Source organism: Cellulomonas sp. P2_B4 (genome assembly GCF_056404795.1).
This window is the reverse complement of the sequence record NZ_JBFUDI010000008.1, coordinates 132,775-157,154: the sequence shown is the minus strand read 5'-3', so window position 1 is coordinate 157,154 and position 24,380 is coordinate 132,775. Positions and strand designations below refer to the sequence as shown.

The 24,380-nt window shown below is 73.5% G+C and carries 16 protein-coding genes; 9 read left to right on the top strand and 7 right to left on the bottom strand.

All coding sequences use genetic code 11. The annotated features are described in order from the left end of the window. Positions 1-228: 228 nt before the first annotated feature. Entirely contained in the window at positions 229-924 is a 696-nt protein-coding gene (locus AC1DZC_RS14845; protein ID WP_477043803.1) for a hypothetical protein, read from the top strand. 100 nt (positions 925-1,024) lie between these two features. Here AC1DZC_RS14845 and AC1DZC_RS14840 read toward each other — a convergent pair whose 3' ends face one another. Both AC1DZC_RS14840 and AC1DZC_RS14835 read right to left on the bottom strand, forming a co-directional pair. Then, the gene (locus tag AC1DZC_RS14840; protein WP_477043802.1) at positions 1,025-1,540 is read right to left on the bottom strand and encodes a hypothetical protein; all 516 of its coding nucleotides are present in this window, start codon (positions 1,538-1,540) and stop codon (positions 1,025-1,027) included. Further along, complete coding sequence (locus AC1DZC_RS14835; RefSeq protein WP_477043801.1) at positions 1,537-4,749, bottom strand: eCIS core domain-containing protein; 3,213 nt, start codon at positions 4,747-4,749, stop codon at positions 1,537-1,539. The genes AC1DZC_RS14840 and AC1DZC_RS14835 overlap by 4 nt, the downstream gene beginning before the upstream one ends. A gap of 170 nt (positions 4,750-4,919) precedes the next feature. On the opposite strand from AC1DZC_RS14835, the gene AC1DZC_RS14830 reads away from it, so the two are divergent. Beyond that, positions 4,920-6,230, top strand: a complete 1,311-nt coding sequence (locus tag AC1DZC_RS14830; RefSeq protein WP_477043800.1) for a helix-turn-helix domain-containing protein — start codon at positions 4,920-4,922, stop codon at positions 6,228-6,230. A 13-nt stretch (positions 6,231-6,243) separates the two neighbouring features. Here AC1DZC_RS14830 and AC1DZC_RS14825 read toward each other — a convergent pair whose 3' ends face one another. Beyond that, entirely contained in the window at positions 6,244-8,169 is a 1,926-nt protein-coding gene (locus AC1DZC_RS14825; protein WP_477043799.1) for an ATP-binding protein, read from the bottom strand. A 632-nt stretch (positions 8,170-8,801) separates the two neighbouring features. Between AC1DZC_RS14825 and AC1DZC_RS14820 the strand changes: the two genes are divergently transcribed. Continuing rightward, the gene (locus AC1DZC_RS14820) at positions 8,802-13,901 is read left to right on the top strand and encodes a hypothetical protein (protein ID WP_477043798.1); all 5,100 of its coding nucleotides are present in this window, start codon (positions 8,802-8,804) and stop codon (positions 13,899-13,901) included. 441 nt (positions 13,902-14,342) lie between these two features. Further along, positions 14,343-14,624: a hypothetical protein gene (locus AC1DZC_RS14815; RefSeq protein WP_477043797.1), complete on the top strand. Its 282-nt coding sequence runs from the start codon at positions 14,343-14,345 to the stop codon at positions 14,622-14,624. Positions 14,625-14,722: 98 nt separating this feature from the next. Here AC1DZC_RS14815 and mscL read toward each other — a convergent pair whose 3' ends face one another. The 3 genes from mscL to AC1DZC_RS14800 all read right to left on the bottom strand — a co-directional run bounded on the left by mscL (position 14,723) and on the right by AC1DZC_RS14800 (position 16,496). Further along, positions 14,723-15,268, bottom strand: coding sequence for a large conductance mechanosensitive channel protein MscL (gene mscL / locus AC1DZC_RS14810; protein ID WP_477043796.1), 546 nt, complete (start codon positions 15,266-15,268; stop codon positions 14,723-14,725). Between the two features lie 78 nt (positions 15,269-15,346). Next, positions 15,347-16,024, bottom strand: a complete 678-nt coding sequence (locus AC1DZC_RS14805; RefSeq protein ID WP_477043795.1) for an SAF domain-containing protein — start codon at positions 16,022-16,024, stop codon at positions 15,347-15,349. 151 nt (positions 16,025-16,175) lie between these two features. Further along, positions 16,176-16,496, bottom strand: a complete 321-nt coding sequence (locus AC1DZC_RS14800) for an FmdB family zinc ribbon protein (RefSeq protein WP_477039817.1) — start codon at positions 16,494-16,496, stop codon at positions 16,176-16,178. Positions 16,497-16,656: 160 nt separating this feature from the next. On the opposite strand from AC1DZC_RS14800, the gene AC1DZC_RS14795 reads away from it, so the two are divergent. Continuing rightward, positions 16,657-19,257 (top strand): penicillin acylase family protein, encoded by a 2,601-nt coding sequence (locus AC1DZC_RS14795; protein WP_477043794.1) that lies wholly within the window; start codon positions 16,657-16,659, stop codon positions 19,255-19,257. An 11-nt stretch (positions 19,258-19,268) separates the two neighbouring features. Here the strand turns inward: AC1DZC_RS14795 and AC1DZC_RS14790 are convergent, their stop codons facing one another. Continuing rightward, complete coding sequence (locus AC1DZC_RS14790) at positions 19,269-19,904, bottom strand: 5-formyltetrahydrofolate cyclo-ligase (RefSeq protein WP_477043793.1); 636 nt, start codon at positions 19,902-19,904, stop codon at positions 19,269-19,271. 102 nt (positions 19,905-20,006) lie between these two features. Between AC1DZC_RS14790 and galU the strand changes: the two genes are divergently transcribed. From galU to AC1DZC_RS14770, 4 genes are all read left to right on the top strand, one after another. Further along, positions 20,007-20,906: a UTP--glucose-1-phosphate uridylyltransferase GalU gene (gene galU, locus AC1DZC_RS14785; protein ID WP_477043792.1), complete on the top strand. Its 900-nt coding sequence runs from the start codon at positions 20,007-20,009 to the stop codon at positions 20,904-20,906. Positions 20,907-20,945: 39 nt separating this feature from the next. Then, positions 20,946-22,178: a molybdopterin molybdotransferase MoeA gene (locus AC1DZC_RS14780; RefSeq protein WP_477043791.1), complete on the top strand. Its 1,233-nt coding sequence runs from the start codon at positions 20,946-20,948 to the stop codon at positions 22,176-22,178. After that, positions 22,175-22,783 (top strand): GNAT family N-acetyltransferase, encoded by a 609-nt coding sequence (locus tag AC1DZC_RS14775; protein ID WP_477043790.1) that lies wholly within the window; start codon positions 22,175-22,177, stop codon positions 22,781-22,783. Before AC1DZC_RS14780 ends, AC1DZC_RS14775 begins: the two co-directional genes overlap by 4 nt. A gap of 118 nt (positions 22,784-22,901) precedes the next feature. Beyond that, positions 22,902-24,317: a hypothetical protein gene (locus tag AC1DZC_RS14770; protein ID WP_477043789.1), complete on the top strand. Its 1,416-nt coding sequence runs from the start codon at positions 22,902-22,904 to the stop codon at positions 24,315-24,317. Positions 24,318-24,380: the final 63 nt, after the last annotated feature.

The window sequence follows — 24,380 nt, the reverse complement described above, 5'->3', positions numbered from 1 at the left end:
CCCTGGCAGGCCGCAAACGCACGCCACCTGTCGAGACCGACCTTTCGCCGCGAGATCGGTGGTTCGCACCGCCGGTCTCGCGCCGAAGGGTCGATCTCGTCGGGACCGTTCTCGACGAGCGAGAGACCCCGGCTCGGCGCAGGTAGGCCGTCAACGTCGGACGCGGCTCAACACGGCTGCCTGGCGTGCCGATGCGACTCGGGTGACTGTTGTGAGAAGGCTGATCAGGTGCTGAACGACCTCTCCGACCTCTGGGCCTTCCTGCTCGTCGTCGCCGCGATCGTTCTCGTGGCCGGATTCCAGAACCGACGTCGGATCAGGCGGGAGCTGGACACGCTCTTCCCGGACGACCCCGAGTACGTACGCAGGTCGCTCGCGAGGATGCCCTTCATCCAGGTCCAGCGCAGGACGCCCGAGGACATGTTCGCCAGAACGCACCAGGTCGTCGTGCCACCGCTCGGCGACGGCAGGCCGGGCGAGTCGTTCTGGGCCTCCGGCAAAGGCGGACCCCAAGCTGCCGAGGACACGCCCAACGGCATGCGCCACGACACGCACGTCGTGCTCGCCGAGGGCGTTCACCTCCTGGTCGTGTCGCTCGGACACGTCGGACGGGACCACCACGGGATGGCCCTGCTGCCTGCCGCCGGTCGCGCGGCCGAGGCGCAGGCAGACTGCGACAGGGTCCGCCTCGTGCGGCCCGTGGAGCGTGTCGACAGCGCGGGCGGCGTCGGCTGGCGCTGGACGTCCCGGCCACGTCAGGGCGACAAACTGCTCACCGACACCCACATCGACCACGACGGCTGGGCGTTCATCGTCGGCGTCGTATCCCTGGGACGCACGCACGACCGAGCCGTCGAGGCCGTCGACGCGGTGCTGGCGAGCTGGGAGTGGATCCCCGTCGGCCCCGCCACCCCGCGCCCCTGATCGGCGACCTCACGGCCGCGCTGCTTTCTGACAGCCAGCCGTTCATGGGGAGCCGTGTGCCGGGCGGCGCGAGGACGGCACCCGAGGACGACGTGCGGCGTCAGCGACCCTCGAGCTCGTCGAGCTCCGCGATGACCTCGTCGAGCGGGGCGCGACGGATCTGCGCGACGGCCGCGGCGGGCGCGAGCTCGCCGGCGATCACCGCGTCGAGTGGACCCCGGAAGCGGGCGGCAAGGGTCTCGACGGCCTCGACCGAGGCCACGAGCAGCTGGCCGAAGGTGTCCACGTCGAGCTGGGCATCGCCGAGCAGGACGGGCATCCGGTACGCGACCGAGCCCGTCGTCACGTCGACCTCGAGGGACGCGTCGAGCCGTTCGGGCGTCGACTGCACGATGAAGTCACCGACGTCGGGGTAGGCGCTCAGCGGCACGAGGGTCGGGTGCACCACGTAGAACGTCACCGCGCGGGCGATCGGACGCACGATCCCGAGCACCGAGCCGATGGTTGCGTCCTCCGAGGCGACGTCGATCGCGTTCAGGTTCGCGTCGATCTCGAGGTCCCGCCCGGCCGAGGCGAGCGCCTCGGCGACGTAGGTCAGGAACGGGTCCTCGCTCACGGCTTCCCCGACGGTGTGGCCGAGACCCAGGGGGTCGGCGCCGGCGACGACGGCCGCGACGGTGCCGACTTCGCCGCCTTGTTGCGGAGGGCCTCGCGCAGGAAGTCGATCCACTCGGGCGAGTTGCGACGCGGGGTGCGCTTGAGCTCGGCCTCGATCCCCGCGACGGTCAGGGCGTCGGTGAACGTCTTGATCTGCACGGGGCTGGACTGGTCCTTGAGCTGCAGGTCGCCGACGACGCAGACGATGCCGGGCGGGAGCTTCTCCGCCGACCCGAGCGCCGCGGTCTTCTCCTTGAGCATGCCGCGGTTCTCGGAGGCGAAGAGCTGCTTGATCCGCCAGCCGAGGCCGCGGTCCGTCTTCCTGTTGTCGCCGAGCTTGCCCTCCTTGGCCTGCTTGTTGCGGTCCTTGGCGAGCTCGTCGGTCTCGGCCCATGCCTCGGAGAGCCCGCCGAGCGCTCCGGTGACGGGGGCGGCCTTCTTCTTGAGGTCCTCGAACATCGACTGCGGGTCGGCGTTGGTGTCCATGCCGGCCAGCACGACCGCGCGGATCTTGAGCAGCAGCGCGTCGTTGCTCGTCTGCTCCTCCTTGCCGTCCGGCTTGGCCTTCGGGTTGAACGGCTTCACCGGCCGCGGCTTGATCTGGGTGACGTAGTCCGGCGTGATCGGCTTGCCGTCGATCCGGTAGTTGGCCAGGAACTTCTGCGCGGTCTTGTCGCCGGCGGCGGCCTTCATGATGATGCCGTCGACAGCCATCTTCGGGTGCTTCTTCAGCTCGTCCTCGGCGCCGCCCTCCAGGTGCATGACCGCGGACTCCTTCTCCGCGGTCTTCGCCATCTGGTTGAGCAGCTTGCTCGCGATGTAGTGCGCGATCTTGTGCAGGTTGTCGATGACGGCCGTGGCCGCCTTGATCGCCGCGGGGACGCCGAAGCCGCCCGCCGAGGCCACCTGCGCGACCGACGTCGAGAAGTTGATGATGCTCACGCCCAGCGACCAGCACTGCTGCTCGAGGTGCTTGGTGTAGACCTGCGACACCTTCATCAGCGGGTACACCATGACGTTGACCTTCTCGCCGCTGCCGGCGCGGGCCTCGAACATCGAGAGGTCCGTCTCGCGCTGCCGCATGCCGGCCGAGGCGACCTCGGTCACGCCGCGCACCATGGCGAGCGCCGACGCCGCGATGTCGAGCCCCGGGATCACCTGCTTCACGCCCTCGGACACGCCGCTGTCGATGAGCTTGGCCAGGTCCGCGGAGTTCTTGGCGACGCTGACGAGCCCGTCGAGCCCGACCGCTCCGGCCTTCGTCGCCTTGAGGGCCTCGTACGGGTCCTTCGTCGTCCAGGCCGCCTCGGCGGACTTGACCATCTGGAACGCGGACTCGACCGCGGTCATGAGTCCGGACAGGATGCCGGTGACCTGGCCGATGCCGAACTTGGCCTTCGTCGCGTCGGACTGGGGGAGCGACTGCTCCTTGAACGCCCGCTGCCCGGTGGCGAGCTGCTTGTCGGCCCGCATGCCCGAGCGCACGGCCTCGCCGGTGCCCTGGTCGATGAACCCGGGCACGTAGGTGGTGAACTCCTTGTTCTTCACCACGCCCTGGTCCGCGCGGAGCTTCTTGTCCTGCTTGCTCCCGACGAGACCCGCGATCCCTCCGCCCGCGCCGTTGATGATCGTCTTGCCCAGACCCACGCCCTTGCCGACGCCCTTGACGGTGTCCAGCGTCTCGCTGGTCGCTTCGGGCTTCTTCTCCGCGCCGGCGCGCTTGGCCGGGTCGAGGAGCATCAGGTTCTCCTCGATCGTCGCCGCATCGCGCTTCGCCTGCTTGTCGCGCGCGGCCACCCGACCCTCGGCCGCGGCGAACGCGGCCTGGTCCAGGGCGCCGTCCTTGGGCGGGAGCAGCGCCTGGTCCTTGACCGGCATGCCCTTCTTGATCAGCTCGTACGCCTCGTCCTGCGCCAGCACCTCGCTGCGCTTGGGGTCGGCCTTCATCAGGCCGTTGCGGTGCGTGACCATGCGCTCGTAGGCGGCCTCGACGTCCTTGGGCAGCATCTTGACCTTGAGGACGGCCTTCTCCTCGTCGGCCGCGCTGTTCGCCATCTCGCCCTCGTTGCGCGCCTGCCGCACCTGGATCACCAGGCGCTCGGCGGCGGTCTCGCGCGGCGGGCGGACTGCCTTGAGGTCGTTGAACTCGCCCTTCCACACCTGGTCGTAGGCGATCTCGGCGCGCTTCTCGTCGGAACCGCCGAGCTTCTTGGCCTTGAGCTGGTTGAAGACCTCCTGCTCGCGGAGCAGCGCCTTCTCGAACCGCTGGTGCATGTCGTCCATGCGCGCGCCGGTCGCGTCCTTGCCGAGCGGCACGTGGCCGGCGTCGTTGACCTTGCCGGAGACGGGTGCCTGGGGCGCGTCGTTCGTGGTGTCGTACAGCTCCGTGGTCAGCGCCTCGCGGCCCGCGACACCTTCCTTGCGCGACTCCTTGAGCCCGGCCTGCTCGGTCTTCTCGGTCTTCTTGCTCTGCTTGGCGCGGACGGCCTTGGCCTCTTCCTCGCGCTTCGCCGCCGCCTTGGCGGCCTTCTCCTCAGGCGTCTTCTTCTTGCCGAAGAGGCGCCGGGTGGTCGAGCCGCCCTCGGTGAGGACGTGCGCGATCTCGTGGGCCAGCACCTGCTCGCCCGCGGGCGTCTCGGGGGCGAACCGGCCAGCCCCGAAGAAGATGTCGTTGCCGGTGGTGAACGCCTCGGCGCTCATCCCGGCGCTCAGCGCGCTCGCCTGCGCCCCGTCGTGCACCCGCACGTGACCCAGGCTCGTGCCGAACCCGGTCTCCATGCGGCGGCGCACGCCGTCGGGCAGCGGTGAGCCGCCACCGCGCGCGGCCTCGATCCGGTCAGACGACGTCGCGTCGAGCGCACCACCCTCGAGGCCCACGGTCGCGGTCGGCGAGACCGACCGGCGCAGATGACCGCAGCCGGGGTTGTGCGCGTGCACGTCGTTCTCGGGGGCCGCCGCGACGTTCGAGCGGTGCAGCCGGCCCAGCGCGTCGTCCGCCATGCGGTCGGCGGCGTGCTCGGCCGGGTCCTCGGCGTGCCCGACGGTCAGCCCGGCGACGGGAACGCCGATCGAGGGGACGGCGACGGTCGGTGCGGCGGTCGCGAGTTCCCCCGCGGGCGCGAGCTGCGTACCCGCGGCGACGGGGACACGTGCGTCGTGGCTGCTCACAAGACCTCCGGGCGTCGGACGAGGACACAGAGCCCCCTGCCGCTCAGCGTGCCGGGCGCGGGGGCACCACGACATCAGTAAGGCCTACGCAGGTTGCGGTGTCCAGCACAGATCACCCGTTCGCCCCTGGTTGTCCGCACGAGATGCTCAGCGTGCTTATCGTTGGCTCCGTGAGCTCGCTCGGTCGTCGACTCCGTGACGCCCGGTTGACCGCCGGGATCAGCCAGGGGGACCTTGCGCGCGCGGTCGGCGTGCACCCCACCTACGTCTCGCACGTCGAGCGGGACACGCGCGCCCTGCGGGGCGACGCGCTCGCGCGTGCGGCCGGGACGCTCGGCGTGACGGTCGAGTTCCTCCTCGACGGGGACCGCGCGCCGGCCTACCTCGCCGTCGAGTCCGCGCTCGTCCAGGCCCGGCAGCTGTCCCGCGCTGGCTCGGCGCTCGCCGCGGCGCGGGTGCTCGCCCGCACCGACGTGGCGCAGGTGGACGTCGAGACCGCCGCCGAGGTGGGCCTCGCGCACGCCGAGGCGCTCGACGTCGCCGGCGATCTCGGGGCGTCCATCGAGGTGCTCGAGAAGGTCTTCGCCGGCGTCTCGCTCACCAAGCGGCACCGGCTCGCCGCCCGCGCAGCGATGCGCATCGTCATGGCGCTGACCGAGGCCGCCGACCTGCAGAGCGCCGTCGCCCGGGGCGAGCAGCTGCTGGCGACGCTCCCGGAGTCCGTCGCGGGGACCGAGGAGGTCGTGCGGCTGGAGTCGACGATCGTCTGGGCCTACATCGCGCGCGGCGACACCACCTACGCGCGCTTCCGCGGGCAGAACCTGCTCGAGCGCACCCGCCGGCTCGGCAGCCCGAGCGCGGTCTCGGCGGTGCACTGGAACCTCGCGTTCATCGACGACGCGCTGGGCGACCTGGACGCCGCCCTCGGCCAGCTCGACGCCGCCATCGCGCTCACGCAGGCCGACGACGTCAACCGCGACCTGCCCCGGCTCCGGCTCGACCGCGCCTTCCTGCTCGTCTCCGTCGATCCGCCGCGCCCGCAGGAGGCCCTCGCCGAGCTGGACGCGGCCCAGACCGCCCTCGAGATCGACGAGTCCACGGTCGAGCTCGCCCGGGCCGCGTCGGTTCGCTCGCGGGCGTCGTTGCAGCTCGACGACGCCCTGGCCGCCCAGCGGCACGCCTTGCACGCGCTCGAGCTCCTCGGCGACGAGGTCCGTCGGGACGCGGCCGCCGCGCACGAGGCTCTCGGCGACGCGCTGCTCGCTCAGCGGGCCGGCGCCGAGGCCGTCGCGGAGTACCGGCGGGCGGCCGAGCTCATGGACCTGGCCTCGTCGGGCCGGCCGGCCGCGACGCTCTGGCGGCGGATCGGCGACCGGCTGCGGCTCGCGCAGGACCACGACGACCGCGTCGTCGAGGCGTACTCGCACGCGCTCGCGGCCGCGGGGATCCGCGGCTCGGTGCCGACGCGGATGTGGGCCTGACCGCTCGTCCCGGCTAGCCCTCGTCGGTCCAGCGGGCGTCGCCGGTGCGTCGCCCGAGCTTCGCCATCTCGCGGACGGTCGCCGCGCGGACGTCCCGCATGCCGACCACGCGGCTGTCCGCGACCGCGTCGTAGGCGGCCGCCAGCACGATGTTGCGGATGTCTCCGCCTGCGACCTCGAGGCTGCGCGCCAGGAACTCGACGTCCATCGGGTCCGCGGGGTCGGTGCGGGGCAGCTGTGCCAGGTGGTGCGTCCAGAGCATCCGGCGCGTCGGCTCGTCGGGGTCGGGGAAATGGACCATGAAGTGCAGCCGACGCGCGAAGGCGGGGTCGAGGTTGCCGCGCAGGTTGGTCGCGAGGACCGTGATGCCCTCCGACGCCTCCATCCGCTGCAGGAGGTAGGACACCTCCTGGTTGGCGTACCGGTCGCGTGCGTCGGACACCGAGGACCGGCTGCCGAACAGCGAGTCGGCCTCGTCGAAGAACAGGACGGCGTTGAGCGACTCCGCCTGCGTGAAGACGCGTTCGAGGTTCTTCTCGGTCTCGCCGATGTACTTGTCGACGACGGACGAGAGGTCCACCTGGAAGAGGTCCATGCCCAGGGAGTCCGCGACGACGTGCGCGGCGAGCGTCTTGCCCGTGCCCGGGCTGCCCGAGAACAGGGCGCAGATGCCGGTGCCCTTTCCGCCCTTGCCCTGCAGCTCCCCGAGCGCGAGCACCTCGTCGCGGTCGCGGGCCCAGCCGATCAGACGCTCCACCTCGCCGCGCGTGTGCGCGGGCAGGACCAGGTCGTCGAGGGTCGCCGGCGACCCGCTCGTGCGGACGCGCGGGCCGTGCGTGTTCCCGAGCCGCCGGGCCGCCAGACGCACGTCGTCCGGCTCGACCACGCGGCCGGTCCGGGCGGCATCCGTCTCGGCGCGACGACCGACCGCGCTGATCTCCTCGGGCGTCATCCGCAGCGTGAGGACGTCGCGCGTGGTCGCGTGCTCGCCGACGACACGGTGCCACTGCTCGGCGCGCTCGTCCTGGGTCAGCCGTCCGGCGACGACGGCCGCGGGGAGCCCCACCGCCCACCGCGGGTCCCAGGGAGACCGGCCGACCGCGATCACGGGGACGACGGCGTCGAGGTCGCCCAGCAGCTCGGCGGCGAGGTGCGCCCCGGCGAGCACCAGGACGCTGCCGTCGAGGCCCGCCTCGAGCACCAGGGCGCGGGTCGTCTCGCGCACGAGGGCGGGGTCGGTGCCCAGCCCGGGGGTGACGGGCAGACGTTCCAGGTCGCCGACGAGGCACGTGACCTCGACCTCCCGGCAGGCCGCGACCGCGAGCGCGGTGCCGGCGGTGCCGACGGGGGAGTGCACCCAGACGAGCTGCTCGCCCAGGGTCATCGCGCCGGCGACCTCCAGGTAGCCGTCCACGTCCACCGGCAGGGGGGTGCGCAGGACGCGGGCCACGAGGTCCGGCACCCGGTGCGAGCCGAGCAGCCGGGCGACCACGCGGTCCGGCACCCGCAGGCGGCGGGCGAGCAGGACGTCGTCGCCCTGGAGCGTCAGCAGACCGCGGCGCTGCAGGGGGCCGTCGTCCATGAGGCGGGCGCGCGCCGCCGCGTCGACCACGCTCGCGCCCGCGAGCTCGAGGGCCAGGGCCGCGGTCGGCCGCGCCGGACCCTCGTCGCCCGAGAGCAGACCCGTCAGCAGGTGCGCGCTCGGGTGCAGCTCGGCCAGGAGCGCGACCTCGAGGAGGGCACGGTCCGTCGACGAGAGCCCGAAGATGTCGCTGACCGTGTCCAGGTGCTCCTGGGCTGCGCTGGCGGGGTCGTCGACCTCCAAGGCCGTGAGTGCGGCCCGCGCGCGCTCGCGGCCGGGCCAGTCGCCGCGACGGTCGACCGCCGCGGCCAGTGCCGCGGTCGTCGACCGGGCGGGCTGGTCGGTCGTCGTGCTCATGGGGTCTCCTCGGGGCGTGCTTCTCGACCCGTACTCTCGCCCGCCCGTGGCCCTCGCGTCGAGGGTGAGCCGCCAAGTCCGGTAGCGATTACCCAGCCCGGGCTCCGCGCGACGGTCCCGTTGCTCCGTTCCGGGGACACGTCTCGAACGCATCCCTGTGCCCCACCTGTGTGCGAAGTTGGTGGTCTACAAGAATGTCACTGAAGTCGTTTGAAGGCTGACGAGATGCCTTCTTGGGGAGTTGCCGCGGAAAAATCACGTGAGGCCACCTACAACTCATTCTCGGGGTGAGAATGACTGGACAGACCCGCTCGGTTGCCGCGTGATCGTGCGGATCGACGCGTGATACGTCATGCGAGCGAATCATCCGTGAATCTCCACTGGACGTTTGACCAGCACAGTTTTGTGCAGCAGACTCATCCCCGACGGTGCGCATCGCCTGCCCCCTGCGCGGTGCGCACCGTCTTCACGTCCGAAGGGCGCGGCGGATCATCTGATCCGGACCGCGCCCTTCGTGCGTCCGCCTACGCGGCCCGGGGGGCGTCCGCTTCCGCGGCGTGGCGGGAGCCTTGGTGCGACCGCCTCGGCGCGCCCTCCCGGGCCGGTGAGGGGTCCGCGGTTAGCGTTCCATCGTGACCGTCCCCGCGCGCTCCTCCGGCTCGGGGCCCGACCAGGCTCCCGAGTCCGCCATCGCTGTCGACGGCTCTGCCGAGGCAGGCCTCGACGGCGCCGATGCCGTCGTCGCCCTCGTCGAACCGCCCAGTCCCGCCGAGGTCCTCGAGGGTGCCGTCGCCACGTGGCGCGCCGCCCTGGTCGAGGCCGCGGGCGGGTCCACGCTCGTCGACGTCGAGCTTCTCGGCGAGGCCGCGCTCGACCTCACGGCCGCGCACCCGTCGGGGATCTCCCAGCTCTTCGCCGGCCGCGAGACGCGCCTGTCCAACCTGGTCCGTGAGGGCGCCGCGCTGTCCACCGCGCGCCGCCGGGCCCGCGCCGTCTCGGCCCGTGCCTCCGTCTACGCCCAGCGCTACGGGATCCTGCCCACGTCGCTCGCGATCGGCGTGGCCACCTGGACCGAGCGGACCACCCCGGACGTGGCCACCGACGACGTCGCGGCGCTCGCGACCGTCACGCGCCAGCGCGACCACTCCGGCATCGAGCAGCCCGAGGCCGCGCCCCGCACGGTCCGGGCACCCGTCCTGCTCCGGCCGGTGAGCCTGCGGGCGCGCGGGTCGGGCGAGAGCGACTACGAGCTCGCGCTGGAGCCGTCGCTCGAGGTCAACCCCGTGCTGGCCCGCGCGCTGCGGTCGCGCGGCGCACTGCTCGACCCGGGCGCCGTCGCGCGCGGCACCTTCACGTCCAACGGGTTCGACCCGCGCGGCGCCCTGCAGCGGCTCGCCTCGCTCGGGGAGGCCGTGCTCGACGACTTCTCGCTGACCGAGCGCGTCGTGGTCGGCACCTTCGTCCACCCGGGACAGATCCTCGTCGACGATCTGGACAACCTCTCGGGCACCCTCGAGCGCCACGAGGTGGTCGCCGCCCTCGCCGGCATCGACACCGACCTGCGCCGGCCCCTTCCCGCGCCCGTGGCCGGAGACCGCGACCCCGCCCTCGAGCGTGGCGTCGGCGACCTCGACCCCGCGCAGCAGCACGTGCTCGACGTGGCGGCCACCGGCGCGCACCTGTTCGTCGACGCGCCCGCCGGCGCCGACGTCACCGGGACGCTTGCCGCCCTCGTCGCCGATGCCGCCGCGTCCGGCCGCACGGTCCTGTACGTGCCCGGCCACCGCCGCGCCGCGACCGCGCTGGCCGCCCGGCTGACCTCGCTGGGGCTGGGTGACCTGCTGCTCGACGTCGCCCCCGACGCCGGCTGGCGGTCCGCGATCTCGCGGCGTCTGCTCGGCGCGATGACGCTCGAGGCTCCGGCCGTCGACGCGCAGGGCGTCGTCGCGCTGCGGTCCTCGCTCGTCGCCGAGCGCGAGCGGCTGCGTGCCTACGTCGACGCGCTGCACGCCGAGCGCGCCCCGTGGGGAGTCTCCGCCTACGACGCGCTGCAGCAGCTCGCGCGCCTGACCTCGACGCGGCCGACGCCCCGCACGACCGTCCGGCTGACCACCGACGTCGCACGCGTGCTCGACGCCGAGCGCCGCGCCGAGCTGACCGCCGACCTCGTGCGCGCCGGCGAGCTCGGGGCGTTCCAGGTCCGGCCGACCGACACTCCCTGGTACGGCGCCGACCTGCGCACCCGCGCCGACGCGGACAACGCTGTGCGCCGCATCGAGCGCCTGCTGGACGGCACCCTGCCCGGCCTCGTCGAGCGGACCGCGCAGGTCGCGGTCGAGACCGGACTCGTCCAGGCGACGACGCTGCGCGCGTGGGCCGAGCAGCTCGGCATGCTCGACGGGGTGCGCGCCGCCCTCGACGTGTTCCAGCCGATCGTCTTCGAGCGAACCGCCGCCGACCTCGTCGCCGCGACGGCCACGAAGCAGTGGCGCGAGAAGCACGACGTACCCATGGGCTACTGGGTGCGTCGCCGGCTGCGCAAGCAGTCCAAGGACATGCTGCGGCCCGGCCGGCCCGTCGCCGACCTGCACGCCGCGCTGCTGGAGGTCCAGGCTCAGCGCGAGGTGTGGCAGGCGCACTGCCCGTCCGGCGGGTGGCCGCGGCTGCCCGACGGTCTGGAGCTCATCGAGGAGGAGTTCGCCGCCGTGCGGGCCGACCTCGACGCCCTCGACGAGGTGCTCGCGGGCACTCCGCTCGGTGCGGGCCTCTCCGGACTGGCGTTCCCGGTGCTGCTCGAGCGCCTGACCCGGCTGCGCGCCGACACCTCGGCCCTGGAGACCCTGCCCGACCGCACCGGCCTGCTGCACCGCCTGCGCTTCGCCGGGCTCGGCCCGCTGGTCGAAGACCTGGCGTCGCGCAAGACCGACCCGTCGCTGGCGCCCGCGGAGCTCGACCTGGCCTGGTGGAGCACGGTCATCGAGCAGATCCTCGCCGACGACCCCGCGCTGGCCGGCTACGACGGCACCGCGCTCGGCGGGCTGTCCGCGCACTACTCGTCCCTCGACCGCGCGCACGTCGACAGCCTGCCCGGACCCGTCCTGACCTCGGTCGTCGGACACATCGGCTCGGCCCTGCGCCAGCACCGCGACCAGGCCGAGGCGCTGTTCGCCGACCTCGTCGAGGAGCGTCTGACCACCCTGCGCGACACGGTCACCCGGCACCCGGACGTCGCCCGACGCCTGCGTCCGGTGATCGCCGCGAGCCCGATGCTGGTGCCGCAGGTGCTCCCGCCCACCCGCACCGTCGACCTCGTCGTCCTCGACTCGGCCGCGCACCTGCCCGTCGAGGTCGCGCTCGCCGCGATCGCCCGCGGCCGGCAGATCGTCGTGATCGGCGACGCCCGCTGCGCCTCCAGCACCGCCGTCCGCGCGCTCGCCGACGTGCTGCCCTCCGTCGCCCTGCTCGCCGGTGCGTCGCGCCGCGACCCCTACCTGACCGCGTTCCTCGGCGCACACGGCTACGCCGGGGTCCTGCGCCCCACACCGCTGCCTCAGCACCGCCCGCTCGTGCACCTCGACATCGTCGACGGCACCGGGATGCCGTCGCGGACCACGGGGATCATCGACTCGACGCGCGAGGAGGTCGAGCACGTCGTCGAGCTCGTCCTCACGCACGCGCTCTTGCGTCCCGACGAGTCGCTCGCCGTCATCACCGCGACGCCCGGGCACGCCGAGGCCGTCCGCGAGGCCGTGCTCGGGGAGGTCCGCGCCAACCTCGCGCTCGCCGCGTTCTTCGACGCCGGCCGCACCGAGCCGTTCGTCGTCACCGACCTCCCGAACGTCGCCGGCCTGCGCCGTGAGGCGATCATCCTGTCGGTCGGCCTGGGCCGGACCCCGCACAAGCGCGTGCTGCACTCCTTCGGGCCTGTGTCTGCCGCGGGCGGCGACGCGCTGCTGCTCGACGCCCTCGGCTCCACGCGGCACCGGCTCACGGTGGTGTCCTGCTTCGGCGCCGACGACCTCGACCCGACCCGCCTGCGCGGCGCCGGCCCGCAGCTGCTCGCCGACCTGCTGTCGTTCGCGGCCCGCCGCTCCGCCGGTTCCGCCGACGCCGACCTGGTGACGCCGCGGTTCGGTCCCGCCCTCGAGGCTGGTGCCGTCGCGCCCGGCTCCTCGGCGGCGCTCGACATCCCGGCCATCGAGCCCGACCGGCTCCTGCTCGACATCGCCGAGCGCCTGTGGAAGCACGGGCTGCTCGTCGAGGCCGACCACGGCATCCCCGGCGGGGAGCGCATCCCGCTGGTCGTCGGGCACCCCGACCTGCCCGAGGAGATGCTCGTCGCCGTCCTCACCGACGACGCCGAGTACACCGCCGAGCCCTCCGTCCGCGTGCGCGACCGGCTCACCGCCGACCGCCTCGAGAGCGTCGGCTGGTCCGTCGTGCGCGTCTGGTCCGCGGCCGCGTTCATCGACCCGCAGGCCGAGGTCGACCGCATCCGTCGCGCCGTCCACGCCCGCGTCCCCGCACCGGCCAGCCCCCGCAGCGGTCCGTTGCACCTCGGCCTTCCGGGCCTCCTCGACGAGTCCGACGACGTCGACGAGCTCCCCACGGCTGCGGCACCCGACGCCTCGGCTGGCGACGCAACCGTCACCGACGCCGTCAGTGCCGACGCAATGGTGACCGACCTCCCGATCGACGCCGCGTCGGCCGACGCCTCGTCGACCGGGTCCGCACCGTCGGCGGAGCTTCCGAAGAAGGGGTCTGCAGCCAAGCCTGAGGCTCCCGCCACCGCGTCCGAGCGGGTCCCGGCGACCGCCGGCCCGGCTCCGTCTGCCTCGGTGCCCACGACGACCGGCGCGGTGCCCACGACCGGCGCGGTGCCCACGACGACCGGCGCGGTGCCCACGACGACCGGCGCGGTGCCCACGACGACCGGCGCGGCGACGACCGGTGCGGCGCCTGCGACGACCGGTGCGGCGCCCACGACGACCGGCGCGGTGAACACGACGACAGGCGCGGTGCCTACGACGACCGGCGCGGTGCCCACGACGACCGGCGCGGTCCCGACGAGCACCGGCTCGTTGCCCGTCCACCCGGACGGGTCCGTCTCGACGGACTCGGGCGCCTTCGCGTCCCACCCCGACGACGTGGCCCGCCCCGACTCCGGCCCGGTCCGCTCCGTCCCGGCGCACCCTGTCCTGGTCGACTCGGTCCTGACGGGCTCCCTCAGCGCGGCAGCCGTCCGCGCCGAGGCCGCCCGCCCGCCCGCCGCACCGGCAGCACCCGCCTCGCGCGCCGCGCACAGCGCCCCGCGCGGCATCCCGGTCGTCCCTGCCCGGGTCGAGGTCACCTCCTCCAAGGCTGCCGCGGCCGCCGGAGCTGCAGACTCCGCATCGCCCACCGCCGAGGCAGCCAGCTCCGACCAGATCACGGACACCGATCAGCCCGCCGGCTCCGGCAAGCCCGCCGAGGATCCGGCGCCGCCGAGCCGCCTGCTCCAGCTGGCACTGGCCGTCCCGACGCGTCAGCGTCCCGACGTCCGCAAGGGTCTGCCGATCGGCGCCTACAGCGATGACCAGCTCGACGAGCTCGTCGACTGGCTCCGGTCCGACGAGCAGGAGCGCACCCGCGAACAGCTGGCCGCCGCACTGCGCGACGAGCTGGGCGTGACCCGCCGCTCCTACCGCATCGACACAGCGGTCCGCTCAGCCATCGCCCGCGCCCTGTCCTGACCCCCGCAACGTCCGCACTCGTGGGGGCAATACCCCTCACGAGTGCGGACGTCCCCACAGCCCCCCGCAACGTCCGCACTCGTGGGCGCAATAGCCCTCACGAGTGCGGACGTCCCGGCCACACCCACGCAACGTCCGCACTCGTCGCTGTCATAGCGCGCACGAGCGCGGACGTGGTCGAGTGCCAGGCCCCCACGCGGGCCAACGTGCCCACCACGCGTCCGGGCGAGCGCTCGCCTGGGCGCACATCCGCTCGGACGTTGCGGGCCCGCGCGGGGTTGCGTCCGAGCAGAAATGGTCAGTGCCGGCACCCGCTCGTAGATCGCTCGTGCCTCCGCTTCGAGCCGCGGGCCTGGCGACCCTCGCATCGAGCCGCGGGCCTGGGCGACCCCTCGCCTCGAGCGACGCCAGCTCGCTGAGGTCGGGTGGGATCATGGGCGGGTGGTGGAGTCTGGGGATGCGGGCGACGCGGTGCCCGTGCGGCGGTCGCGGCGTGCGGTCCGGCATGCGGGGACGGTCGGTGGCGACGACGCGAACCTCGTCTCCGTGCTGCCGGCGCTGACGAGCGACGCCGACACACCGCCTGCCGAACAGGCGGCGACGCCCGCTCCACGCACCAGTCCCCTCGACCGGAGCGACGACGACACGGACGTCGGCTGGGGCCAGCAGGAGACCGGTACCAATGACGACCGGCTCACCACGGACAAGCCGCCGCACTGGTGAGGCCGACCCCCTGAGAGGCAGCAACGGCACGTGAGCAGACGACGAAGGCCCGACCTCCCTCAGGAGGCCGGGCCTTCGTCAACGGTCGACGGTGCGGGTCAGGTGCCCGGCGGGATCGACGGCGGGACGGGGCCCGTGCCGCCGGGGTAGCCGACGTCGGGGGAGTCCGGGCCGGCGTCGTTCGCGACCGCGGGCGACGGGCGGCCCGCGAGCAGGTCGCGGATCTCCTGGAGCAGCAGGATGTCCTCGGCGGGGGCCGCCGGCTCGTCCTCGATGCCGGCCTTGCGGCGGGTGGCCAGGGCGTTCAGGGGCAGGACGATGAAGAAGTAGACGGCGGCGGCCGTGAACAGGAACAGGATGATCGCGTTCAGGATCAGGCCGATCGAGAAGATGGCGTCGTTGATCTCGAACGTGAGCACGTTGCTCAGGTCGGTCTTGCCGAAGATCGCGGCGATCAGGGGACTGATCAGCCCGTCGACGAACGCCTTGACGACGGCCCCGAACGCGGCGCCGATGACGACACCGACGGCGAGCTCGATCGCGTTGCCGCGTGAGACGAAGTCCTTGAATCCCTGGAGCACCTTCGCGGTGCCCTGCAGCCTCTCGCCTGCTCCGCGCAGGCCGCTGTTGATCCGGTCGGTCATGGGTGCTCCTCGTGGAGGGGTGGGCTGTCGTCCGTGCGACGCCGCGGGTGTGCACTGCCGGTCGATCGATCCGATCGATCATGGCACGACGACGGCGGACAGCAAGGCGGAGGCGGCGGCGCCAGCGAGCGCGGGCGCCTCGTCGGGCGACACGGCGACGAGCACGGGGACCGAGTCGTCGCCGGAGGCGCCACCGCCCAGCAGCCCGCTCGACGCGGCGGGCGGGCGCGCGACGGGCAGGACGAGCGCCCGGCGCGCGACCACCCCTCCCGGGCCGCCCTCGGCGGTCGCCGCGAGCACGTCCACGTGCATTCCGGCCGAGAGGAGACCGGCGACGGCGGGGTCGGCGAACCGGACCGTCGCCACGACCGTTCCGGGTGGTCCGCTGACCTCCGCGGAGGCGAGCACGCCGGGCCCGAGCGGGCTGCCGGCGCTGAGCGGGACGGCCGTCGAGGCGCCGACGGCGGATGCGAGAGCGGTCAGCGCACCGTCGGGCACGGTCGCGACCGGGTATCGGGCGACCCGCACGTCGGACGCGGTCAGCGAGACACCGGCGGGAACCGCGCGGGCCGCGACGACGACCCCGACGGTGGGCGCCGCAGGTGGTCGGACCGCCTGGACCGTCGAGGCTGCGGCCAGGCCGAGGAAGAGCGCGCAGACCAGGAACCGGCACCGCCACAGCAGGACCCGCAGCCGGACGGGCAGGGGAGCGCGGCGCGGGGTGAGCGGTGGCGGTCGGCCGGCGAGATCGCGCATGCCTCGACGTTAGGAGGCCGTCGAGCCTCCTCGACGAGTCCGGGCCGCAGAGCGCGGGCGGCGGGGCTGTGGTCGGCTGGTGACACCCAGCACCTCGAGCCCGAGTCGTCGAGAGCAGGCAGACGCCGTCAGAGAGGCGGCGCCGGGGAGATCAGGAGGTCGCGGCCGGCTTCGCTGCGGGCGCGGGGGTCGAGGGCGCGGGTGCAGGCGCGGGGGTCGTCGAGGTGGACGACGACGAATCCGACGTGGAGGACGACGTCGACGGCGCTGGGCTCAGGGTGGACGACTTCGCTCCGGCGCGGGCGTCGTTGCGGTAGAACCCGGACCCCTTGAACACGACACCGACGGACGAGAACACCTTGCGCAGGCGTCCGTCGCACTCGGGGCACACGGTCAGGGAGTCGTCGCTGAAGGACTGGACCGCCTCGAAGGCGTGGCCGCAGGCGGTGCAGGCGTAGGCGTAGGTAGGCACGAAGAACGACTCCTGGCAGGTGGTCGGCGGCTCAGGCGATCAGACGAGGACCTGGCACTCACAACATCCGAGTGCCAATCCTAACGGCATCCGGGGCCCCGACATTCCGAGCGACCACGCGATCGAACGGTTCAGGGTCCGGCGAAGTACCCTCCGAAGCGTGCCTCGTCGTCACCTGGTCCGCCTCTCGTTCATCACGCTCGCCGTGGTGCTCGTCGTCGTCCTCGTCGGCGTCGTCGTCGCCGGGTTCGTGGTGGTCCGCCGCCCGTTGCCGGAAGTCGCGGGCTCGCTGGATCTCCCGGGCCTCGGCGCCGACGTCACGGTCACACGCGACGACCGGGGTGTCCCGACGATCACCGCGCAGTCGTCGCGTGACCTGTTCATGGCGCAGGGGTACGTCGCGGCGCAGGACCGGTTCTTCGAGATGGACTACCGCCGGCACGTGACCTCAGGCCGGCTCGCGGAGCTCGTCGGCAACGTGAAGGACGCCGTCGACGCGGACAAGGTCACCCGGACGCTGGGCTGGCGACGGGTCGCCGAGCAGGAGTGGCAGCAGGTCACACCGGCCACGCGGGCGGCCCTGCAGGCGTACGCGGACGGCGTGAACGCGTACCTGGACGGCAAGCCGAAGGGTGCGATCGCGGTCGAGTACACGATCCTGGACCTCCAGCTCGACATCAAGGACCCGGAGAAGTGGGACCCGGTCGACTCGCTGGCGTGGCTCAAGGCCATGGCGTGGGACCTGCGCGGCAACTTCGACGACGAGCTGGGCCGCGCGGCCGCGTTCTCGACGATCGGTGACGTGGCCCGTGTCGACGAGCTCTACCCGGCCTACCCGCAGGACCTGAACGCGCCGATCCTGACGCGCGAGGACCTGCCGAGCACGGTGACCGGCACGGCGTCGACCACGAGCCTCGACCTGGGGCAGGACGACCTGCAGCGGGCGATGGCGAGCGCGCAGAAGGCCCTCGAGGCGGTACCGCACCTGGTCGGCGAGGGCGAGGGCGTCGGGTCGAACTCGTGGGTCGTCGGTGGCGCGCTGACCGAGTCGGGCAAGCCGCTGCTGGCCAACGACCCGCACCTGGGCATCTCCGCGCCGGGCGTCTGGGCGCAGGTCGGCCTGCGGTGCGCCGACGTCTCGAGCGCGTGCCCCTACGACGTGTCCGGCTTCTCGTTCGCCGGCATGCCCGGCGTCGTCATCGGCCACAACGCGAACCTCGCCTGGGGCCTGACCAACCTGGGCGCGGACGTCAGCGACTTCTTCCTCGAGCGCGTCGACGGCAGCACCACGCTGATGAACGGCGGCACCGAGCCGATCACCGAGCGCACCGAGATCATCACCGTCAACGGCGGTGACCCGATCCGGCTCCCGGTGCGCGAGACGGTGCACGGCCCGATCGTCTCCGACGTGCTCGACGTCGACACCGTGGCGGGCGCGCCGGTGCCGGACAACGCGCCGGGCAGCCGCTTCGAGGTCGCGCTCGCGTGGACCGCCCTGCAGCCGAGCCGGAGCATGGAGGCCGTGCTCGCGATGGACGTCGCGAAGGACGCCGACGACATCCGAGCCGCGGCTGCGCTGCTCGACGTCCCGTCGCAGAACATCGTCTTCGCGACGACCGACGGTCACATCGGGTACCAGGCGCCGGGCCGGATCCCGGTCCGCGCGGACGTCGTCGGCGGGCCGGTCCCGTCGGACGGCACGTGGCCGCGGCCGGGCTGGGACAGCGTCTACGACTGGCAGGGCTACGTCGATCCCGACGACATGCCGCGCGCGCTCGACCCCGCTGCGGGCTTCATCGTCACGGCCAACAATGCGGTGACGCCCGCGGGGGTGGGCCCGTTCCTCACCGACGACTGGGACTACGGCTATCGGGCACAGCGGATCCGGGACCAGATCGAGGCGGCCAAGGACCACAAGCTCACCGTCGCGGACATGAGCGAGATCCAGTTCGACCAGCACAACCCGTACGCGGACGTCCTGGTCCCCACGCTGCTGGAGCAGAAGATCCCGAAGGTTGGCACCAACTCGCAGCTGGCGTTCGACCGCGCCGGGCAGGACCTGCTGCGCAGCTGGGACCGCGTGCAGTCCGACGACTCCGCGGCCGCGGCCTACTTTGCGGCGGTGTGGGCCGACGTGATGCGCTCGGCCTTCGCCGACGACCTGCCCGAGGGCGAGGGCCCGTCCGGCGGCTCGCGCTGGCTCGAGGTGGTCCGCAACCTGCTCGACGAGCCGACGTCGCCCTGGTGGGACGACAAGACGACCGCGGGGGTGGTCGAGGGGCGCGACGAGATCCTGACCGACGCCATGGTCTCGGCCCGTCGCCAGCTCACCGCCCAGCTGGGCCGGGACGCGACCCAGTGGCGCTGGGGCAAGCTGCACACCGCGGCCCCCGAGCACCTGCTGCTCGGCGGCTCGTCCGTCCCCGGGCTGATCCGCTCGCTGGTGAACCCCTCACCGCTGCCGGTCGGGGGCGGCTCCTCGATCGTCGACGCGACCGCCTGGGACGCGAGCGCGGTCGGCGAGGACGGCACCAGCCAGGACTACGGGGTGACGGCCGCACCGTCGATGCGCATGGTGGTCGACCTCGGCGACCTGGACTCGTCGACCTGGGTGACCCTCACGGGAGCCTCGGGGCACCCGGCGAGCGTGCACTACGCCGACCAGCTCGGACCGTGGTCGAGGGGTGAGACGTTCCCGTGGCCGTTCTCCGCCGCGGCCACCGAGGCGGACGCGAACGACCGTCTGACGCTGCACCCCTAGGGCACCGCACCTCAGTGCAGCAGGTGCCACTCCTCGGGCGTCGCCACGGCGTCGACCGCGCGGTCGTGGCGCTCGCTCGGCAGTGGGCGCACCTCGGCGTCGTACAGCTCCTCGGGGAACACGAGCGCGACCACGGGGACGCCCGGCCGCAGGTGCTCGAGCGCCCGGTCGTACCAGCCGCCGCCCTGCCCGAGCCGTGCGCCGCTGGTGTCGACGGCCAGCGCGGGGGCGATCACGACGTCCGCCTCGGCCAGCGCCGCGGCGCCCAGGGTCGGACCGCCCGGCTCGGGTGGACGTCCCGGCGCACGTTCGCGCAGGTCGTCGGGACCCGCGTACTCCGCCCAGTCCCGCTGCAGGCCGCTGCCCAGGACGGGCATGAGGACGCGGACGCCACGGGCGGACAGCTCCTCGAGCAGGACGCCCGTGCCGGGCTCCGTCGAGCGCGCGGCGTAGACCGAGACGCAGCGCGCGTTCTCGACGGCCGGGATGGTCAGCACGACCTTGGCGAGGGCCTGCGCGGCCTCCTCGCGACGACGGGCGGACCGCGTCTTGCGCGCCTCCCGGATGGCCAGCCGCAGCTGCTCCTTGACGTCCTCGACCTCGTCCCCCTCGGAGACGTGCGGATAGGGCTGGGCGACGCTGCTCATGCCTCCAGTGTCGCACCTGGGACCCCGTCGGAGATCCTCCCCAGGGCGGGTGTGGTGACCTACGCCACTGCGCGGTTCCGCACCCGCGGCTAGGGTCCCCAGATGACCATCCAGAAGGCAGTCATCCCCGCCGCGGGTCTGGGCACCAGGTTCTTGCCCGCCACGAAGGCGACTCCCAAGGAGATGCTCCCGATCGTCGACAAGCCGGCGATCCAGTACGTCGTGGAGGAAGCGGTCCGCGCCGGCCTCGACGACGTCCTGCTGATCACGGGCCGGTCCAAGCGCTCGCTGGCCGACCACTTCGACGCCGCCCCGGAGCTCGAGCAGGCGCTCGAGGCCAAGGGGGACACCGAGCGGCTGGCCAAGGTCCGCGAGTCCAGCGAGCTCGGGCACGTGCACTTCGTCCGGCAGGGACAGCCCAAGGGCCTCGGGCACGCAGTCCTGCAGGCCAAGCGCCACGTCGGGGCGGAGCCGTTCGCGGTCCTGCTCGGCGACGACCTGATCGACGAGCGCGACGAGCTCCTGAGCACCATGCTCGAGCTCCAGGAGCGCACGGGCGGGTCGGTGATCGCGCTGCTGGAGGTGCCGCCGTCGCAGATCTCGCTGTACGGGTGCGCCGCGGTGGAGCCGTTCTCCGACGACGACGAGAACCAGGTCCGCGTGACCGCCCTCGTCGAGAAGCCGGACGCCRCCGACGCGCCGAGCAACCTGGCGATCATCGGCCGGTACGTGCTCAACGCGGCGGTGTTCGAGGTGCTCGAGCGCACGGAGCCCGGGCGCGGCGGCGAGATCCAGCTGACCGACGCGCTGGCGACGCTCGCCGAGATGCCCGCCGACCAGGGCGGCGGCGTCTACGGCGTGGTCTTCCGCGGTCGTCGCTACGACACCGGTGACCGGCTCGACTACCTCAAGGCCGTCGTCCAGATCGCGTCGGACCGACCTGACCTGGGCCCCGACTTCCGGGCGTGGCTGACGGAGTACGCGGCGAAGCTCGACGACTGACGTGCCACGCCTGCGCCCGCGGCGGGGCAGAATGCGCGCATGAGATCGGTGCAGGACCACCTGGCCGCGGTGCTCGCGGCTGTCGGGCCGGTGTCGCCGCTCGACGTCGTCCTGCACGACGCCGTCGGTTGCATCCTGGCCGCCGACGTCGTCGCCACGCAGGACCTGCCCGCGGTGGGCGTCGCTGCGCGTGACGGGTACGCCGTCGCCGCGCACGACACGTCGCGGTCGGGCTACGCGACGGAGACGCCGCTGCCGGTCGCGCACGACGTCCGCCCCGGTCAGGGCGCCCCGCTGCGGCTCGTGCCCGGGACCGCCGTGCGGATCGCGTCCGGTGCGCCGCTGCCGATCGGCGCCGACGCGGTCGTGCCGCTGGAGGAGACCGACCGGGGGACCGCCCGGGTCTCGATGCAGCGTCCCGCCGTCGCCGGCCAGCACGTGCGGCCCACGGGATCCGACGTGCGGACGGGGCAGGTCGTGCTCGAGGCCGGCACCCGGCTCGGCGCGCGCCAGCTCGCGCTCGCCGCGTCGATGGGTCGGGGTCGGCTGCGCGTGCACCCGACGCCGCGCGTCGTCCTGCTCTCCGTCGGCGACGAGCTCGTCGAGCCGGGGAGCACCGGCGCACCGGCCGGCACCGTGTTCGAGGCCGACGGGCACGCGCTCGAGGCGGCCGTCCGGGACGCCGGAGCCGCGTCCGTGCGGGTCGCCGCGCTTCCCGACGACCGCGCGATCCTGCGCGAGGCGCTCGAGGACCAGCTGGTCCGCGCCGACCTGATCATCCTCACCGGTGGACTGTCCGAGCTGACGCACGACACCGTGAAGGACGTCCTGGCCCCGATGGACAGCGTCCGCCTCGACCAGGTCGCGATGACGCCCGGGTACCGGCACGGGTTCGGGACGTTCTCCGGCGAGGACGGCGACCGGGCGGTGCCGATCTTCGCGCTGCAGGGCCACCCCGTCGCCGCGCAGGTGTCGTTCGAGGTCTTCGTCCGCCCCGCGCTGCGGACGATGGCCGGCCACACCGAGGTGTTCCGACCGTCCGTCGCCGCCGTCGCGGACACCGGGTGGATCTCCCCGCCCGGCCTGCGCCAGTTCGTGCCGGCCACCGTGCTCGGGTCTCCCGACGATGGCTACCGGCTCACGCCGCTCGGCGACCCGTCCGAGCCGAGCATCAGCGCCCTCGCGCACGCCAACGCGCTCGCGGTCGTCGGCGAGCAGGAGCTGACCGTGCACCCCGGCCAGACCATCCACTGCCTGGTGCTCGAAGGATGACGGCCGTCGGATGGCCCGCCGTCCTCGTCGACGGGGACGTGCGCCTGCGGCCGCTGCGTCGTCGCGACCAGGACGCCTGGATGGAGCTGCGCCAGATCAACGCCGGCTGGCTGGAGCCCTGGGACGCCACGAGCCCGATCCCCGTGACCGGTCCGCGGCCCTCGTTCGGCGCGTTCGTCCGCACCCTCGGCTCGCAGGCCCGCGCCGGGACGACGCTCCCGTTCGCGATCGACCTGTTCGGAGAGCTCGTCGGGCAGCTGACCGTCTCCTCGATCACCTACGGCTCGCTGCGGTCTGCCGCGATCGGGTACTGGGTGTCCGAGCACGTGGCCGGACGCGGCATCACCCCGACGGCCGTGGCCCTGGCCACCGACCACTGCTTCAGCGTGCTCAACCTGCACCGCATCGAGGTGAACATCCGGCCCGAGAACGGCCCCTCGCTGCGAGTCGTCGAGAAGCTCGGGTTCCGCGACGAAGGCGTGCGCGAGCGCTTCCTGCACATCCAGGACCGCTGGTGCGACCACCGGTCCTTCGCCCTGACCGTCGAGGACGTGCCCGAGGGGCTCCTGGCGCGCTGGCACGCCCGCCGCCTGACCGGCTCGTAGTCGTCCCCGAGCGCTCGCCGGCGTCGTCGTCACCCGCCCGGGGTGTCCCGGCCGGCCCGAGGTCCGACACGCCGCCGCCCTCCCCGGTCGAGGCTGTTCCCGCGCCTACCGTCGGTGCGTGAACGATCTCGCAGGACCGGTCGCGCTCGCGCTGGTCGGCCTGTGGGTGGCCTACCTGGTGCCGCACAAGCTGAGGCACCGGCAACAGCTGCTCGAGTCCCGGGCGGACGACCGGTTCTCCGAGGCGCTGCGCGTGGTCGCAGTGACCACGCGTCCGGCCTCGGTGGCCGTTCCGGCCCTGGCCTCGACGGCCAGCAGTACCGCGGGGCTACTGACCCCGGGCAAGGGGCTCCCGGTGCAGATCGGGAGCGGAGGAGGAGGCGCCACCGTGGACCGACCGCGAGGCATGCAGGACCGGATCACCGCAGACGCCGCGAGGCGTGCCGCTCAGGCGCGCGCTGCTCGCGCCGCAGCGGTCGCACGTCGTGCTGCCGCCGCTCGTCGTCGTGCCGTCCTGGCCGGCCTCCTCCTGCTCGCCACCGTCGCCGGCTGGACCGCCGTCGCCCTCGTGCCGACCGTCGGCTGGGTCGCCGGTGTCGCCCCGACCGTCCTGCTCAGCACCGTTCTCGTCCTCGGTCGTCGGGCCGTCCTCGCCGGCCGCGAGGCCGATGCCGAGTGGGAGGCCCGGATCGCCGACGAGCGTCGCGTGGCCGGTGCCCCGCGCACCGGGGCCCAGCGCGCCGTCGCGACCGCCGCCGCCCAAGCCCGCGTCGCCGCCGAGCCCACGGCCACCGCGGCGGGATCGGGTGCCGCTCGTTCGGCGACGGCAACCTCTGCCTCTGTCTCGTCGACCTCGTCGTCCACCTCCACCGCCGCCCGCCCCGCCGCGTCGTCCGCGCCGGCGACGAAGTCCGCCACTGCCGCGAAGTCGGCCCCCGCTGCGACGTCCGCTCCGGCCGCTGCGTCGGGTTCTGCCACGAAGTCCGCTCCCGCCGCGAAGTCCGCTCCTGCTGCCAAGTCCGCGGGTGCGGCCGTGGGCGCCGAGCCGGTCGTGACCGCCGGGCTCGACACCGCGCACGCGACCGCACCGGACCGGCGCGAGTCCACGCTCGCGTTCGTGGGCCGCGCGATCCACCCGTCCGACGCCAGCACCGAGGTGTTCGAGCGCATCGTCGAGGACAAGGGCGAGACCGGCGGGCCCGCGCGGCACTCCACGGGTGCCATCCCGGTCGTCCGCCGCTCGGCGCTCACCGACCCGGTCGCCCAGGTCGCCGAGTTCACCGGCGCCGATGCGGCAGCCGCGGACGACGAGGCCTGGTCCCCGGTCCCCGTGCCGCGGCCGACCTACACGATGAAGCCGTCCGCGCCCCGTCGCGAGCCCGCACCGCTGGAGAACCTCGAGGGTTCGACGGCGGCCCGCACGCCCGTCGAGGTCCCCGCCGAGGACCGCGCCCCGCTGGAGGCCCCCGTCGAGACCACGGGCAGCATCGACCTCAACGCGGTCCTGGCGAAGCGTCGCGCCGCAGGGGAGTGATCGACCCCGACCCACGGCCGCGGAAGGCTCCCGGATTTCGCGAAGCGAGCGGCCGTGGTGTTA

Coding starts and splice junctions, on each gene's coding strand:
- AC1DZC_RS14825 (WP_477043799.1), bottom strand. CDS start 8,169: ATGAGCACGACGACCGACCAGCCCGCCCGGTCGACGACCGCGGCACTG.
- mscL (WP_477043796.1), bottom strand. CDS start 15,268: ATGACCGACCGGATCAACAGCGGCCTGCGCGGAGCAGGCGAGAGGCTG.
- AC1DZC_RS14805 (WP_477043795.1), bottom strand. CDS start 16,024: ATGCGCGATCTCGCCGGCCGACCGCCACCGCTCACCCCGCGCCGCGCT.
- AC1DZC_RS14790 (WP_477043793.1), bottom strand. CDS start 19,904: ATGAGCAGCGTCGCCCAGCCCTATCCGCACGTCTCCGAGGGGGACGAG.
- AC1DZC_RS14780 (WP_477043791.1), top strand. CDS start 20,946: ATGAGATCGGTGCAGGACCACCTGGCCGCGGTGCTCGCGGCTGTCGGG.
- AC1DZC_RS14775 (WP_477043790.1), top strand. CDS start 22,175: ATGACGGCCGTCGGATGGCCCGCCGTCCTCGTCGACGGGGACGTGCGC.